Source organism: Spiroplasma endosymbiont of Cantharis nigra (genome assembly GCF_964019925.1).
Lineage (GTDB): Bacteria > Bacillota_I > Bacilli_A > Mycoplasmatales > Mycoplasmataceae > Spiroplasma_A.
On sequence record NZ_OZ026470.1, the window covers coordinates 669,874 to 688,115 of the forward strand.

An 18,242-nucleotide genomic window follows, 5' to 3' on the forward strand; every position below is an offset into this window, starting at 1 on the left:
ATTATGAATTTTTCTTTAAGGTCATTAGTTTTCAATTTAATTCATAAGAACTGATGGAGATTTTTTTCTAATATTTTTAGTTGTTATAGTAATTGATATAAAGAAAGAACCAAAAACAAGAATAATTGCCAATATTGGACTTCATCAAGTTAAACCAAAAGGAATTGAGCCAAGTTGCTTACTAATCACATTAAATAATATTGTTATTATTGTGAAATTGGTAAATACTCCTAATGCATAAAATAATGCAGAAAGTATAGTAACACTACCAAATGTATATTTAATAATTTTTCAATTTGAATATCCCAATGACTTCATAACAATCATAAATTTTTTATATTGATTTACGTATAAATCGTTAATCAAAGTAATTGTTAGAATTATTATTATTATTAATAAACAAATTGCAACAGTAGCTACGCTTAAAACTATAGAAGATAACTGTTTTATAAGAGCTTTTTGTTGACCCAATAAAACTGTTGAATTCATTTCCAATGTGGTAGAACCATAATTATTACCATTCATAGTGTCTTGTCCTGCTTTATAATCTCTTGAAAAAGATGCTTGACTTGTAATGAAATATGGTTCTTCTGCATTTGATAATATTCCGCTATATCACATGCTCGGTCTAATACTTTTTTCAAAGTCATTATTACCATAGATTAGATCATTAATATTATTTTCAGCTTTTTTATTGAAATCAATGGGATTCATATAATCATAAGTATTTATATTAACACCATCAACACTATAAGAGCCAGCAGGTTTTGAATAATCTTCATATTTTAAATTAAATGGAATATATTTTGAAATACCATATCCACTCAGCATGTTTACAATACTTTGATCTGCAATTACTATTGGTTTTCCATAAACTCCAATTGATCCAATTTTTTTAAATTTTATTTTTTGAATATTTTTATTATTTGATATTCAATTCATTTCAACATTTCCTAAGGTTATTGGTCCATCATTTTCTCTTAAAGTTCTTGCAAAAAGATTTTCATATCCTTTTGTCATATATTCAACAGGAGTACCTGATAAATTATCATGTTCACGTTCAAAATTTCCTGATGCATCATAATAAAGAGAATATGGTTTAAATGCAAAATACTCACTATTATTTGTTAAATTTGGATTAATTTTTTCTCAAGCTCTTTTAGTTTCCTCTGGGACAAACTTTGAAGCATCATCTTTTCATCATTGACTACTATCTCGATTTCCACTTTGCTTTAATTTCATAAAATTCTCTTTATATATTGATGGAATAAACATTGTTATATTATCAAAGGAATAGTATGGTCTTATTTCAAATTCCAACTTTTCTCCTTCAAGAGATGGAGTTGAACTTAAATTGAAAAATCCATAAGCGTTGTCTTTAAGTTTCATTTCTTTGGATTTGAATAAGTCAAAACCAGTTTGATCAAAAATTGGAGCATATGTAAATTTACTTGCAGATAGACTTTCCATTTCAATAAAGGATTTAATATTACCACTACTAGATAAGTTTTTATATTTTAACCAATCTCCATCGTCATACATTCATGCTTCATTAGGAATATTTAAAGAATTTTCTCTTAAAACAAGTCTGTTCTTTTCAATCTTTGGACTATCAAGATTTTCTCAATTTTTATTTAATTCAAAATCTGTTTGTTCATTTGCAATAACAGGAATAGTTAAATTATTTCCATCATAAAATTTACTAATTTCTTTTAACTTGCTTGGTTCAATTGTTTCTCCTTTTATTAATTGTTGTAAAATTTGAGCTTGATAATCACTAATAAATAAATTTTCTCTATCACTCATAGTCATTTTATAAGCATTTTGTGTTGATTGTAGTCCAGTAATATCTAATATTATATTATTTTTTGTACCAACATTTAGCCTTGTATAAACATTATCGACTCCTGGAATGTATTTATTAATCTGTCAACCAAATGCAAAATTATTAAGTCTATTTTCTGATCTAGTTACATATTGTTTTATATATGAAGGAGTTTGTGCAATTATAATATTTACAATTTGTTCTTTTCAATCTCCATCTGTCATTGATGAACCATCAATAAAGTTTAATAATAATTGTGGAAGTCCATCTGTTAATAAACCAGATAAATCTCTAATTTTTTGTAATCTATCTTCAAATTTTACAAAATCCTGAGAATTAGAATGAATTGTCCACTCCAAAATTTTTTGAATATCTGAAATTGAAATTCCTTTACCAACAAGTTGATTAATATTATTACCCAATAAACTCGCAATAATTGCAATTAAAGAGTTTTGTTCTCTTAAATCATCTTGTTTAGAAGAAACTCCATTAATAAAATTATAAATTCAATTTACCTTTAATTGATTATTTTCTTCCTGAGATAATAAAATTTGAGGTATTGCCGAACTATCTGGAGGTGGAGAAAAGTCTGATACAGTTTTAGATATTTTTGTAATTCCATTCCCAAAAATATTATTGCTTTCAAATAAAGCCTTTTCATAATAATCAACTTCTCTTGTTGGAGATAAAGAAGTTTTCGCTAAAGGAGCATTCCCTATTAGTTCCCTATTTTCAAAATAATTAGAATAATAAACATTTTTATAATAACTTCCTACAACATTTTGAACTAAACCTGGAATTGTTAGACCAAATGATACTAAAAAACCAGCAAAGAATATAGTTGTTGCTGAAAGAATCGTCTTAGAAAAGCCAGAAGTTGCTAATTCTATACTAAATCTAGTAGAAAACGATCTATTTTTAAACATTTTATTATTAATTTTATCAACTCACTTAATTCTTTTAACTTTTTCCATCTTATGCATAATTTCTAAAGTTGGTTTTTTAACCAAGAAAAATGCTGTAAAAAATGAAATCAAGCATAATATTAATCCAAAAATTAAAATAGATATTGTTAAGGCTAATGGACTAAAAATAATTAGATTTGATTTTCCTGATGAAAATTGTAAGAATACTTTTGCCACAAATTCTTGAATAAATGACCCTAAAAGTCAAGCAATTGGGACCACAAAAATAGTTACAATGATTCCATAAGAAACGTACGAAGATGAAATTTCAAAATTACCAGCACCCATAGCTTTTAAAATAGCAATTTCTCCAGAGTTTAGTTCAACTGTTTTTTTAACAGCTACAACAGTTGCAACTATTGTAATTATAAAAACTAAAATTGAAAAAACGTAAGAAAATATTTTAAAGCTTAAAATAAGCATTGGAGCAATAACTCAGTTTAAATTAAGATTACTTGAATCAAATGTAGAATATGAATTAATAAGTGAATCATTTTTTAATTTATCATTGCTTCCAATTATGAAGTTGTATGAGTCATATATTTCAATGATATTATTAAATGAGTATGCTCTATATTTTTCAAGATTTTTATCAATCTCTGATTTATTATTTTTATTTTCAACTGTTAACATTGAATAAATAGATTTTGTTGCAAGTTTTTCTAATTGAGTAGATATTATTTTATTAAAATTATCTTTTGTTGCAAAGATTATTGCATTTTTTTTATTATTTGGAAGTGGATTTTGAGTATTTGCCATTGGAAAATAACTTAAAGGATCAACAGCGAAACCTGAAATAACAAAATTACTTTCACCTAGTACTATATTATCTCCTAATCGATACTTATTTGCTGTTGCAAATTGAGGATTAATTAAGATTTCATTTTTAGTTCTTGGTAGATTTCCTTCATATAAAGTAAGTTTATCTTTTCAATGATTATTAATATCAATAATTCTGTAGTTAACTTCTGATATTACATCTGTAAATTCCATCTCAGCTCTCGCCTCATATTTAAAATCCATAGCTTTAGCTAGGATTTCGTTTTTAAGATAAAATGCTTTTGGAGCACTTATTCCCTCATAATTATATTCCTTATTATAATTATCAAATTCTTCAAAATCCCTATTATAACCAATTAATTGTTCAATACTATTACTATCATAATGTCTCAAATATTTACTGCTAAAACTACTATCATAATTGTAAATTTTGCCACTATCACTTCTTTTAAGAACGATTTGGTTTAAACTACCTCTCATTCCATTTTTAAATATTTCTTCTTTTGATTTTGCATATCTATCTAGATCAATATTTTCTGAACTTAAATCAATATTATTTTTTCATGGTTTCTTTGAATCTTCATCAACAATAAACTTATCATTTGGACCTATTTCTTCTTCATTTCAATCACTTGGTAAATTAGGATTAAAACCAAATATTCATCTAAAAATTGATACTGCAAATTTTCTATTCTGAGTTTTATTTTCTTCTTCTGCTTTTTCTAACAAAAAATTAAAACCTATTTCATTGTTTTCATTCAATTTATTAAATTCCATAATTAAACTTTCTCTTTCCTTTGAAGAAGAGTTTTCTATTGCTTTATTAATTCAATATATTGGATATTCAGTAGTTGAATTAATCAATTGCCTAATAAAAGTTTCTAATGAAAAATATAAATATCTATTATAGATATCAAAATCACTATTATCTTGCAAGTTTGCTTCAAAATTTTTATATGTTATTATTTCTTTATTTTTTAATTCATAAAATAAGGTACTTTTAATGTAACTTGGAGTGTTTTCACTAAATAAATCTTGTAAATAATTCTTTTTTAGTAGTTCAATTGTTGGTAAGTAAAAGTTTGAAATTGTATTATTTTTATTTGAAACAGCTTTCGTTAAATAAGAATGTGAGCTTGCACTTGAATTAAAATTAATGCTTAAACTTGGTTCTCATTTTATTTCATCTCTAATTGGGTCATAAGTATATTGAAAGATACTAGACCAATAATCCTTATCAGATAGCATTTCTAAAAATTTTTCTTGAATAACTTGATCTTTAAAAGTTCTATTTAAAAAAGTCTCATCATAACCTTCATTTGAAAAATTGCTAAAATGAGAAATATTATAATTCAAATCAATTGCTCTATTACTTCTTTGACTAGTTAAGTCTTTTGAATCTTTAACATATAAAAATTGATTATTAAGAATGTCCATAGGAGCAATAATATTTGAACCTTTTTCCTGTGCTCCATTTACTCCTACTACTTGTTGATTAACAAAATCAAATGGATCCATTTTTGACATTGTTTTTCTATAATCTTCACTAATTCTTTTAGTTGTAGAAAAGGAAACACTTAAAATAAAGGTAGCTAAAAAACTTAAAATAACAATTACAACAAATTGTATTTTAAATTTCATGACACCTTTTATACCCTGTTTTAAATATAAAAATAATGTTTTTTTCATTTTAATCTTTCCCGACTTTACTAGTTTATTTTTTAAATATTATATTATTTCAAAAATATTTTATCATATAATAAAAATATAATTTAATTATCGGGGGATAAAATGAAAAAAATAATATCAATATTTGCAGCAACAAGCATGATGGTTTCTACATTGAGTGTTACTTCCTGCAGCATGATCAATTCAAAAAAGGTATCAATTATAAATAAAATAGATAATTTGACACAAATCTCTTCAACTTTATTAAGAGGTTCAATGATACAAAATGCTAGTCAAGAAGTAAATAAAGGATTTGCTTATGATTCAAATTATTTAAATAATCTTGTATATAACTCAAAAGTAAACTCTTTAATGCCACTTTTTAATACAGGGCAAGAAACAACATTGAATAATCTTAGAGATCTTTATTTTGATAATCAGGATTTAAATAGAAATGCAATTAATGGATTACATCAAGACTTTTTAAATGATAAAGTTAAAGCTCCAATAAGTTCAATTCAAAATATCTCAAGTATTCTTATATTTGTAATAACTACTCTACAATCAAATGGAGGAATTCACCCAAGTATTTCTGGATTAATTCAGGGAGCTATACCTCAACTTAATTTAAGCGATGACTTAGTTAATTCATTAGATAGCAAAAACATTCAGCCTATTGCAAAGTTGATTCAAAATATTAATGAACCTTTATCAAAAACAATAGGTTTTTTGCAAGAATCAAATGTTATTTATGGTATTTTGAAGAATTTTTTTAACTCTGAGTTTCAAAATTCCTTAAAAGAAAAAAATATAGATGAAATTTTTAAATGAATTATAAATTTTTTAAATGAAGTAGATTTATCAGGAGGTACTAAGGTACTTGATAATTTAATTAATTCATTGTTATTACAAGATAAAAAAGCTGAGGAATTAAATGGACAAATGATTATAAATGCCTCTTTAAATAAGGTTAATAATATTTTTGCTAGGATATTAAATCAAGATGATAAAATTATTGACAATGATAATATATATGCTTTAAATAAAAGTTTTGATAAGAACTTAGGAAAAATAATTGGAGAATTTTTAAAAAAAATAGAAAAGGATAATCTAAATTTAAATATTGAAACAATATTCAAATTAGTTTTTGAGAAAACCGAAAACATTACAGATATCTTATTTATAATTTCTGCTCTACTTAAGTATATTTCATCAATAGATTTTTCAAGTTTTATTCCTATATCAAATGACTATTTATTTGATAGTAAAAAATTAAATAATGATTATTTAATTGAATTAAATAATTTAAGTTTAAAAGAAAATCCTTATAGTACTGAATTGCTTTTAAAAAATCTTAGCACAATTACAAGTATTGAAAATAATTTTGATGGTAAACAAATGCAAAAATTATTTTACCTGCTTTTAAATTCTGGAGAAAAAGTAACAAACATTGATCAAAATGTTGGATTAATAAGTTTAATATCAAAACTGAGTTCTCCAATATTAGGACAAAATAAAAAAAATAACTACTCATCTCTTCTTTATGGAATTGGCTATGGGCTTGCAATTTGAAAAGAATGATCTTTTGGAGGGGTTGGACCTGACCAAGTTGGAAATGTACTTAGATGAGTAATTGGAGATGGTCTTGGATTTAATTCTAATTTTAGTGGTCTAAACAAAGTTATTGAAATATTAAATAACTTGGGCATTACAATAGATTTAAAAGTTAGTGAAAATACAACTACTCAACTAAATCATCTCTTTAGCGCTATTTGAGATGAAGATTCTACTTTAATAAAAGACTTAACTGGGGAAAAAATTAGTTTATACTCTATTTTTAAAAATGAGATTGTAAGTGGTTTTACAATTTCAAAACTTATTGATTTAATCTATAATAATATATCTAAAGTAGATCCAAATAATATAATTACAAAAGAAAAAAATATTGATAAAAAAGCAGAGAAATTATCTATTGGTCTTGATATTATTAGTAAAGAAATCGTGAATGAAAAATATCAACTTTGATATCAAAGCAATAATAGTGAAAAGCAATTCATTCAAAATAGTCAAACTGGAGATTATAATGCCCTACAAGCTTTAATTTTATCTTCGACTAGAAATGGTTTATACTTAAAAATTAATGAAGACCCAATAATAGTAAATCAAAAAGTTAAAGGTTCTAAAGCTTCAATGTATGCATTGGGAACGGATTTTGATTTAAATGGTAATCAAGTATTTACTAATTTTAGAAGTTCTTCTATTATGGAAGGTTTAGAGTATATTTTTGATGATAAAATAACTAACTATATTTTAGAAGATATAGTAAAAGCATTTAATGAAATAAATATAATTGATAGTGGAGTTTCAAATAATATTTATAAAAAACTAATTGCAAGCAAAAATTTCAGAACAAAAATTTTAAGTTATGTTAATATAGATAAAGGCAATTTGGAGCAATCAATAACTTATCAAACTATTTATATTGAACCCTTTACTAATAAAAATTTTAATTATGAAATTAATCTGATTCTTAAACCAAATCAACTTTCTTGAAAAATAAATAATATAAAAAGAGTTTAAATTACTATTTTGTTTATAAAAAGTTTCTTTATATAAAGAAACTTTTTTAATATATAATTACTATAATTAGAGGGAGTAGTCGGGGAAAATGAAAAAAATTATTTCACTTTTAGGAATAGTTTCAATAACAGCATCAACAGCAAGTGTGACAAGTTGTAGTACAATAAATAATAAAAAGAAATCAATTACTAATAAAGTAAATAATTTAACTCAAATATCATCAACTCTTTTGAGAGGTGTAATGGTACAAAATGCTAGTCAAAAAACAAATTATGGACTTGCATATGATGCAAATTATTTACTAGATTTAATAAACTCAAGTAGAGCAAAAGAACTTATGCCAGGTTTTAATACAAGTTTTCAAACAGATATGAGTTCATTAAATAGCAGCTATTTTAATCAAAGTTTGACAAGAGAAGAGATAAATAAAATAGCTAAGGTTAATGGCTCTAATGATAACAGCCCTTTTCTTACAGATAATGTAAAATCTCCTGTTGGAGCTGCTGATTCGCTTGGAAGTCTTTTAACAATTTTTATAGGAATTATAAAGTCTAATGGAGGAATTCATCCAAATTCTTCAGGACTAATACAATCTTTTTTGCCTCAATTAAATCTTAGTGAAGATAATGTTGATAAATTTAGTAGCGAAAAAATGGCATCAATTTCAAATACTTTAGATCAATGAGCAGATATAATTGCCATAATAATAAAAATAGCTGTTAGCGCAAAATTACCATATACTTTAATTTCGAATTTATTAAATGTTAATTTTTTAACAGCTTTAAGAGAAAATGACTGAAAGTTCATTAAAGAATCAATTATCAAAACTTTTTTAAATATAGACTTTTTATCAATATTAGACCTATTAGTAAATAGTATTTTAAGAGTAGATAATATTGAAAATCTAACAAATAAAAAAATAATGAACGCTACTATAAAAAGATCAAATAATATATTTGCAAAACTTTCAGGCCAAAAAGATAAAGTTATAAAAAATACAGATGAATTATATCAAGATATTGATTTTGATTTTGAAAATAAATTTGGTGATGTCTTTGCAGGATTTTTAAATAATTTAAATAACTTAGACACATCAAATATTTTATCTATTATTTTTGATGCCCTATTTGTTATTTCAGCTATTTTGCAAAGAATTACAAGTATTGATTTCTCACAAGATACTCCACAAAGTCATGATGATCTTTATTCATATAAAGGAGAAGTTGGAAGAAGAGAAAAAAAGAATTTAAAATTCTTAAAGGAACTTGCTAATACTGAATTTGAAAATAGTCAATTTGGTACTAAAACACTAATCAAAAACCTTTCTATTGCATTAAATGCAAAAGATAATGATGGTTTAAATTTTGCAAAACTATTAGGATTATTATTTCAAAGTGGAAGTAGTAAAACTTTAGAAATATCAAAACCAGGAATTCTTGGTTGAGTGCCATCTTTAATAACAAAATTAGCGACTTTATCAGGAGATTATAAAGGTGCTGAGGGTTTTTCACCACTACTTTATGCAATTGGTAATGGTTTTGCACAATGAAAAAATATTAAAATTAATGTAATTGGAGAAATTGGACCTAATCAAATAGGTAATTTTGTAAAAGCTATTATTGATACTTTTATTGAAAACAGAAGTATTAATGGTTTAGACTCTCTATTTGATTTTTTAAAAACTTTTGGTGTTAATATTTCACTTAGATTTAACCAAGATGAAATAATGAAAAAATCTTGAAAAACTTTATGAAGCTCTGAATCAACTTTTTTGAAAACTATCATTGGAGGAGAAAAAAATATATCATTGCAAACCATACTAAGTTCTCAAATATATGAAGGAAAAACTATTTCTGAAATATTAGATTTTATTTATTATTCAATTAACTCAACAAATCCAAATTATAGAAAAATAAAATATTTAAAAGAATCATCAACAGGACTAACTGATGGAATTAGAGATATTTCTTCAGCATTGGTTGAGGATAAATATTCTATTTTTTATGGTCAAGATACTCCATATAAAGAAGGTATTAATAAATATACAGCTCTTCAAACATTAATGATAACAAATAATAAAAATGGATTATATATAAATTTTGATGAGAAAAAAAATAAAAATGTTAAAGGTATAAGATCTGCTATGTTTGCTCTTGGAAATGATTATGATGAAGATGGTAGACAAAAGAATACATTTAGAGAAAAAACGATATTAAGTGGTTTGGAAAAAATATTAGATGACTCTGATATCAATGATCTCTTAGATCAAATACTACTTGGTTTTAAGGATGTTAATAAAATAAAAAGTGATCTTACAACATATTATTATAAGCCTTTAATTCATAATAATAATTTTAAGACAAAAATTTTAAGTTATAAAGGAATTGATGAACAAGACACTGATGCTATTATAAAATATAGAACCTTATATAAAATGCCTTATTCAAAGGCTACATTTACCTATGAAATAGAACTATTATTATTGAATGGCTCTGACGAATGAAAAATTAGCTCAATTGAAAGAAAATAAAAACTCGTTTAATATACGAGTTTTTTAAATATTACATTATAAATATAATTGCTATAATAGTTCCTAAAGTTAAAATTGGTAACAAAAATCATAGCAATCATGTTTTTGATTTTCATTTCACTCCATAACCCTTTTTTTTATCCTTTTTAGGTTTTTCTTTTTTAGGAGGAACTATTTTAATCTCTACATTTTTATCTTTTGCTTCTGGAGGAGCTTTTCTTCATTGTTCAAATTCTTTAATTGGTTTTATTTCTTCATGTTTCTTCTCAAATTTATGAGGTTTTTTTTCTTTTGCTTTCTTTAAATCCTCATCAATGAACTGCTCTTTTTCATTTTCTGCAAGTAAAGGTTCATCAGAATCTGGAAGCATTTCAATATCACCATTTGTTCTTCCACTTAAAGTATCTACAAAGTGCTGTGCTACATCTCTATTTGTAGTTCCAAATGTAATACCATTTCCAAAACTATCATTTTGAAGTGAGACATAATGTAAGCCTCGATCATTTTTTGAAAATTGCAGTTGAATTTTTTGCAATGAATATGAGTCAAATGGTAAATATCTTATTTGTGTACTTGAATCATCATCACCAATTTCTAGCGTAAAAGTTCTTTTAGATGTGATAAAAACAATTCCAATCATATTTTCTTCATATCTTTTAAAACTAGCTCAAAGTGCTGATAAAACTATTTCATCTTCATCAATATAGGTTTCACTGTGTTGTCAAACTTTCTCCAAGATATTTTTGTATGTAGGCAATCAAATATAACCTTGTTGAGCTAATTCTTCTTTTATTTTGGCACTAGTTTTCATTTTTAAATTACCTACTCTCTATCTATTATTTTATCTTATTTCCTTTTGTAAATTTTATGTATATTTCCATTAATTTCTTTTCATAACTGCTATGAGGTTTAAAAGTAAAATAGTTTATATCTTTAATTTCATCTGGTAAATACTGTTGATCAACTCAATCGTTTTCATAATTATGAGCATATTTATAACCAATCCCATGTCCTAATTTATGAGCATTTCGATAATGATTATCTCTAAGATATGGTGGGATTGGAGGTGCTAAACCATTATTAACATCATCTATTGCCTTTTCTAAAGCTAAATAAGACGAGTTTGATTTCTCACTTAAAGACATTTCAATAATAGCTAAACCCAAAATAATTCTTCCTTCTGGCATTCCTATTTGTCTAAAAGTTTGGCATGCTTGATAAACTCTTATGGGAATTGTTGGATTGGCTAGTCCTATGTCCTCATAAGCCATAATAATCATTCTTCTCATTAAAACTTCAAAGTCACCTATTTTCATTAATCTTGCTCAATAGTGTAATGCAGCATCAACATCACTTCCTCTAATTGATTTTTGTAATGCTGATTTTAGATCATGATATTCATCGCCTTCCCCTGTTCCCTTAGTAACAGCTTGCTCAAATATTGCTTCAATAATTTCATTATTAATTTTAATGTTTGGATATAATTCGAGCATTAATTCTATTGAATTGATAGCAACCCTTAAATCTCCATTGGAAAGTTCACAAAGTTTTACAAAGGCGTCTTTTTCAATATCTAGATTAATTTTATTATTTTTTAATACTCTTTTTATACCCTCTTTCATTTCTTCAATAGTAATTTCTTTTAACTTTAAAATTGTACACCTACTTCTAATAGCAGGATTAATTACAAAATAAGGATTTTCAGTTGTAGTCAAAAAAACTACAACTTTTTTTGACTCTATAAATTCTAATAAATAATCTTGAATATTTCTATTCATTCTATGAATCTCATCAACAATTAATATTAATTGTTCATCATGATTTGATGATTCAATTAACTTTTGCAATTTCTCTTTTTTATCATTTGAGGCATTAAAAAAATCATATTTTGCATTAAGATCATTTGCAATAGAAATAGCCATAGATGTCTTACCAACTCCTGGAGGACCATAAAAAATTAAATTAGTAAGAAATTTTTTTTCAACAAGTTTTGAAATTAAACCATACTTATTATTAATTAAATGTGACTGACCAATAATATTTTTTAAAGTATCTGGTCTTAATAAGAAACTTAAAGGTTTGTTCATTTTTTTTAACTCCTAATTGAATAATAGCATAAAAAAACTAACCTTTTGGCTAGTTTTTAAGACTTACCTGCATCATGCAAATCTTTAAATTTTCCTGGAATTTTGATTAATTCTTTATAAGTTCCTTGTTGAACAATTCCCTTACCAGGAGCTAATACAAATATTTTATCAACATCTTTTATAGTGCTCAATCTATGTGCAATTATTACTGATGTTTTTTCTTTCATCAGTTCATTTAATTGAACTTGAATTTCTTTTTCAACAATATTATCTAACGCACTTGTTGCCTCATCTAAAATTAATAATTCAGGATTTCTAAGTAAAATTCTTGCAATTACAAGTCTTTGTTTTTGACCACCACTTAGTAATAAACCACGTTCTCCTAAAATAGTTTGATAACCATAAGGTCAACTATTAATAATTTGATCAATTTGAGCTTTTTTACAAGCTTCATGTACTTCCTCTTCAGTGGCATTGAAATGACCATATCTAACATTATCATAAACATCACCAAAAATTATTGATGGCTCTTGTTCAACATAACCAACATGACTTAAATAACTTTTTAAATTAAAGTCTTTTAAATTCTTATCATTAACTAAAATACAACCTTCAGTTGGATCATAAAATCTTAACAATAATTTTGAAATTGTAGATTTACCACTTCCAGTTTCACCTACAAACGCATAAGATTTTCCCTTTTCTAAAGTAATATCTAAATTTGGAACAATGTTAACTTCTGGTTTCTCAGGATAATTAAATTTAACTTTTCTAAATTCAATTTTTGAAATATTTTCATCAAATAAAATCCCTGATTTATCTTTATCATCAAGAATTGGCTCTTTTTCAATAACTTCATATATTTGTGCAGAAGATGCCGATGCTCTTGATAGACCCGGAATAATTGCAGCTATTTGTCATAAAGGACGAGTTAAACCAACCATAGCTGAAATAAATGATGGTAGAGTAGTTGTCAACATCTTATTATCATTAAAAAATTCTATTGCAATAGTTATCATAATTAAATTAATTAGAACATCTGAAGCAATTAAAATTGCTAATAAAGTACCATCTATTTTTGAAATTGGTCTAAAGGCCTTAATATAAGGCTTATGAAGTTCTTCTAATCTTGATTCTTCATATCTTCTTGTTCCTGTTGCTTTTACTAATTTAATTGCTCCAATTCGATCAATTACATCACCATTGACATCAGAAATTACATCTCTAACTTTTTTAACCTTTTTTTGATATTGAAGTGAAAACATTATTACAATAAATGTTAATGAGTAAACACAAATACTTGCAACTAAAGCAAGTTGTCAATGAATTGCAAACATCATAGCTGTTCCCATTACAATAACTAATGGTGCTTGAATTACTCAAGCAATCATTCCTGAAATTTCGTTTCCAATAACATTAGTATCTCCCACTAATTTTGTCATTAATTTTCCAATTTTTTTATCAGAATAATAACTAATGTCTTGCTCTAATAATCTTTTTATTGTTAAATTTCTTAATTCTACTTCTATATTTACTGCAAGCATAATTGAACATGAGTTCCTAATATATGTACAAAAATATAGCAAAATTAAATCTGTAGCAGTTATAGCCATTCATGCTTTTCAAGATAAATTTCAATACTGTCCATTTTGGGCTTGTGCTGCACTAAGAACATTTCTTAAAAATAAAGTATTTAAACTTACTAAAAAAGCACTAAAAGTTACAACAAAAACTACACTTAAAAACAATGCCTTATATTTTCATCCATAAATTAAAACTATTCACGAAAATTTAAGTTTATTTTTTTCTTTAACTAATTTATAAACCTTATCATCTGGAATATATTTTTTAGATTCTTCTCTATTATTCGCAACAATCACATCTCCAATAGGATTATTTGTTGCATTATATGAATTATCCATATAAATTTTCCCCTCTATTTTATATTGTTGATATATTATCATAAAAATATAAAAACAACTATTAGAAAGTTGTTTTTATATATTAATGAGTTTTTTTGCCTTCTTCTTTCGATGAAGTTGCAATTGGTAATTCTCTAACAAGATCATTTAATTTAATACCGAATACATTTTCATAAACTTCTGAGTATTTTTGAACAGGAACTACTTCCAATTCTTTTCTTACCTCTTCAGGAATATCTTCGATATCTTTAGTATTTTTAAAAGGAATTAATATTTTTTTCAAACCACTTCTATGAGCAGAAATTGATTTTTCTCTTAATCCACCAATTGGGAATACTAATCCTCTTAATGTAATTTCACCTGTCATACCTATTTCTTTTGGCACAGGTTTATTTGTTAATGCTGAAACAATTGCTGTAGTAATTGTTACACCAGCACTTGGTCCATCTTTTGGAACAGCTCCTTCAGGAACATGGATATGAATATCATTTTCATTGAATACTTCTTTAGGAATACCAAATGCTTTATAATTTGATTTAACAAAGTCATAAGCTATAGTTGCTGATTCTTTCATAACATCTCCAAGTTTACCAGTAAGAATTAATCCCCCTTTACCAGGAAAGTGGTTGACTTCAATTGGTAAAATATCTCCTCCAAATTGAGTATAAGCAAGTCCTGTAACAACTCCGACTTGAGCCTCATTTTCTTTTTCAGTATGCTCAAAAATTCTTTTTTTAAGTAATTCATTAACTACTTTAGGAGTAACTGTTAATGTTTCAATTTCTTTTTTTAACATTTTTACAACAAATTTTCTAGTGATTGAAGCAATTCATCTTTCTAATTGTCTTACACCAGCTTCTCTAGTATAGTGTTTGATAATTTCATTGATTGCTTCTTTTTTAAAGATTACTTGTTCTTTAGTAACAGCATGATCATCTAAAACTTTAGGAATTAAATACTCTTCTGCAATTTTCATTTTTTCAATTTCAGTATAACTTGATAATTCAATAATTTCCATTCTATCATATAAAGCTTCTGGAATATTTTCAGGATAATTTGCAGTTGCAATAAATACAACATCGCTTAAATCATATTCTTCTTCTAAATAATGATCTGAAAATTTTGAGTTTTGTTCTGGATCTAATACTTCTAACATTGCTGAAGCTGGATCTCCTCTATAGTCACTTGCCATTTTATCAATTTCATCAAGTAAGAAAACTGGGTTTTTAACTGCAGCTTTCTTCATTCCCTGAATTACTCTACCTGGCATTGCTCCTATATAAGTTTTTCTATGACCTCTAATTTCTGATTCATCTTTAACACCACCAAGAGCCATTTTCACAAATTCTCTTCCCATTGATTCAGCAATAGATTTTGCTAAACTTGTTTTACCAACTCCTGGAGGACCTACTAATGTAATTATTTGCCCTTTCACTTTGTTAGTATTTTGTTTGACAGCTAAATACTCAATAATTCTTTCTTTAACTTTTTCTAATCCATAGTGATGCTTATCTAAAATTTTTTTTGCAAAAGTTAGATTTGTTTTTTCCTCAGTTTTTTGTCATCATGGTGTTTGCATCATTCAATCAATATATGTTCTTGTAATATTTGCTTCTGAAGAAGACGCAGGCATTCCCTCACATTTATCAATTTCTGATAAAATTCTTTTTTTTATGTTTTCTGGGAAAGGTTCTGATTCAAGGCGTTTTTTATATTTAGCCAAATCATCTCCTTCTCCATCAATATCCCCTAATTCTTCTTTAATAGCTTTTAATTTTTCTCTTAAATAAAATTCTCTTTGTTGTTCATCAACTCTTGATTTAATTTTTTTACTAATTGATGATTCAATATCTGCTGATTGACGTTTTTCATCTAAAAAGTCATTAATTATTTCAATTCTTTTAACAGGATCTAATTCTTCAAGCATTGCTTGTTTCTTTTCAATTGGCATAAATGGCATCAAATTAGCAGCACTATCTACAATAAAATTAGGGTCAACATTTGCAGCAGAAGTTTTAATAATATCGCCAACTTCTGATGGGAATTCATCTTGTGAACTTATCATTGCCTTAATATATTTTGTTATCTTATCTAATGCTTCTTTATTTGAGCTCTTTAAGCTATCTTTTACTTTATAATTTGCAATATAAAACTCTTTCAACTCAATATCACTAATTTCTATACGTGATATTGATTTTATATTTACAGTTAATGTACCATCTTTTCATTCTTTTTTAATTTTTACTTCAGCCAATACACCAAATGTGAATAAATCATTTAATTTTGGATCATCTTCTAATGGTTTTTTTTGTGAAACCATTAGAATTTTTCCCTCATATTTGTCAACAGCTTCTTTAACTGCAAGTGTTGTTTTATCTCTACCAATTTCCAAAACTTGTTCAAAAGTTGGGTAAATATAACTGCCACGAGTAATTAACATTGGTAATTTTTTATTCATAATATTCCTCCTTAGGTACAAAAATATAATATCATAATTTTTAGCACTTGCAAGAGTTAAGTGCTAAAAAAAGAAAAAAATACAAGAAATTTTGTATTTTTAACCGTTATTTGTATATAAGAAATCAACGATTTTTTCTTTAATTATTTCTTCTTTTATCTGTGCTTCTGGTAAGAAAGAATTCTTAATAAAGTCAATTTCTACACCAAATGTTTTAGCTAAAGTTTCATACTTTTGTTTCATTTCTTCTTTTAATACTTCAAATTTTTCAGTATTTCTAACTTGATCTGTTATTAAATAACTTTCAATACGTTTTTTTGCATCTCCAAATAATTCGTTTCTGATATCGCTATCAGTTAACCCAGTTTGTTTTTTATAATCTTTGATTGTTATTTTTTGACTTTGAACCTTTGCTTCAAATTCTTTGTATAAGGTTTCAATTTCTTTATTAATAGCTGATTTTGGAATTTCAATTGTTGAATTCAATCTAATTAAATCTATTACTTTGTTTACAAAAATATTTTTTGATTGTAATGTTTTTTGATCTAAAATTTGAGTTTTTAAACTACTTTCTAACTCTTTAAAAGTAGTAATTCCCGGTAGATTTAAATCCTTTACTAATTCATCATCTTTTGCAGGTAAAATTCTCTCTTTAATTTCTTTTACATCTAATTTAAACTCAGCTTTTTTCCCTTTTAATTCCTCAGTATAGTCTATGGGGAATACTACATTAATTGAAGATTCTCCTAGTCCTTTACCAATCATTGCATCTTCAAAACCAGGAATCATTTGGCCACTTCCAATAATTAATTTGAAATCTAGTCCTTTTCCACCTTTGAAAGATTTACCATCAATAAATCCTTCAAAATCAAATGACACTGAATCGCCCTTAGCAATTTTAGCACCTTTTTCTTTTAGTTTTTCCATTACAAATCTTTCTCTATATTGATCAATTGCTTTATCCAATTCCTCTTTTGTAACTTTTAACTCTTCTTTCAATAACTCTTTATCTTTTAGTCCTTTGTAAGTTCCAATTTTTATTTCTGGTTTTAAATCAAAAATAAAGTGTAACTCACATTCTTTTTCACTAATTTTAACAGGCGTTGGTACTGGTGAAGTAAATGGTTCAATATCAGACTTTTGATTTCTTGCAAAAGTCCAAGCTTTATCCATAATTGATTGAACTGCTGCATTTAAATATTTAACTGGTGTTAAATATTGTTCAATTTTTTCTTTTGGCGCTTTACCTTTTCTAAAACCTGGTATTTCAATGTTAGCTGCTGCTTTTGATTTACCTTTTTTTACTGCTTCTTCTCATTCTTTACCTTCAATTGTAACTATCCAAATTCCTTGTCCTTTTTGTGCAATTTTTTTTGTACTAAATTTCATATAAATTTCTCCTCTTTTATACATAACTTTTTTTATTA

Annotated in this window: 8 protein-coding genes; 2 read left to right on the plus strand and 6 right to left on the minus strand. The window is 25.8% G+C overall.

Annotation, left to right across the window (positions count from 1 at the left end):
- Window positions 1–36: 36 nt before the first annotated feature.
- Window positions 37–5,259 carry an ABC transporter permease gene (locus AACL04_RS02860; protein WP_339029383.1) on the minus strand — a complete coding sequence of 1,741 codons (5,223 nt, stop codon included), beginning with the start codon at window positions 5,257–5,259 and terminating at the stop codon, window positions 37–39.
- Window positions 5,260–5,361: 102 nt separating this feature from the next.
- Between AACL04_RS02860 and AACL04_RS02865 the strand changes: the two genes are divergently transcribed.
- On the plus strand, window positions 5,362–7,818 hold the full coding sequence (locus AACL04_RS02865) for a hypothetical protein (RefSeq protein ID WP_339029385.1): 2,457 nt from the start codon (window positions 5,362–5,364) through the stop codon (window positions 7,816–7,818).
- Between the two features lie 88 nt (window positions 7,819–7,906).
- A complete protein-coding gene (locus AACL04_RS02870; RefSeq protein WP_339029386.1) occupies window positions 7,907–10,348 on the plus strand; it encodes a hypothetical protein in 2,442 nt (813 codons plus the stop codon).
- A 31-nt stretch (window positions 10,349–10,379) separates the two neighbouring features.
- Here AACL04_RS02870 and AACL04_RS02875 read toward each other — a convergent pair whose 3' ends face one another.
- The 5 genes from AACL04_RS02875 to tig form a co-directional block, all read right to left on the minus strand.
- Window positions 10,380–11,159: a hypothetical protein gene (locus tag AACL04_RS02875; RefSeq protein WP_339029387.1), complete on the minus strand. Its 780-nt coding sequence runs from the start codon at window positions 11,157–11,159 to the stop codon at window positions 10,380–10,382.
- Between the two features lie 25 nt (window positions 11,160–11,184).
- Complete coding sequence (locus AACL04_RS02880) at window positions 11,185–12,435, minus strand: replication-associated recombination protein A (protein ID WP_339029388.1); 1,251 nt, start codon at window positions 12,433–12,435, stop codon at window positions 11,185–11,187.
- Between the two features lie 56 nt (window positions 12,436–12,491).
- Entirely contained in the window at window positions 12,492–14,357 is a 1,866-nt protein-coding gene (locus tag AACL04_RS02885; protein WP_339029390.1) for an ABC transporter ATP-binding protein, read from the minus strand.
- Between the two features lie 82 nt (window positions 14,358–14,439).
- Complete coding sequence (gene lon, locus AACL04_RS02890) at window positions 14,440–16,815, minus strand: endopeptidase La (protein WP_339029391.1); 2,376 nt, start codon at window positions 16,813–16,815, stop codon at window positions 14,440–14,442.
- Between the two features lie 99 nt (window positions 16,816–16,914).
- Entirely contained in the window at window positions 16,915–18,204 is a 1,290-nt protein-coding gene (gene tig, locus AACL04_RS02895; RefSeq protein WP_339029392.1) for a trigger factor, read from the minus strand.
- Between the last annotated feature and the right edge of the window lie 38 nt (window positions 18,205–18,242).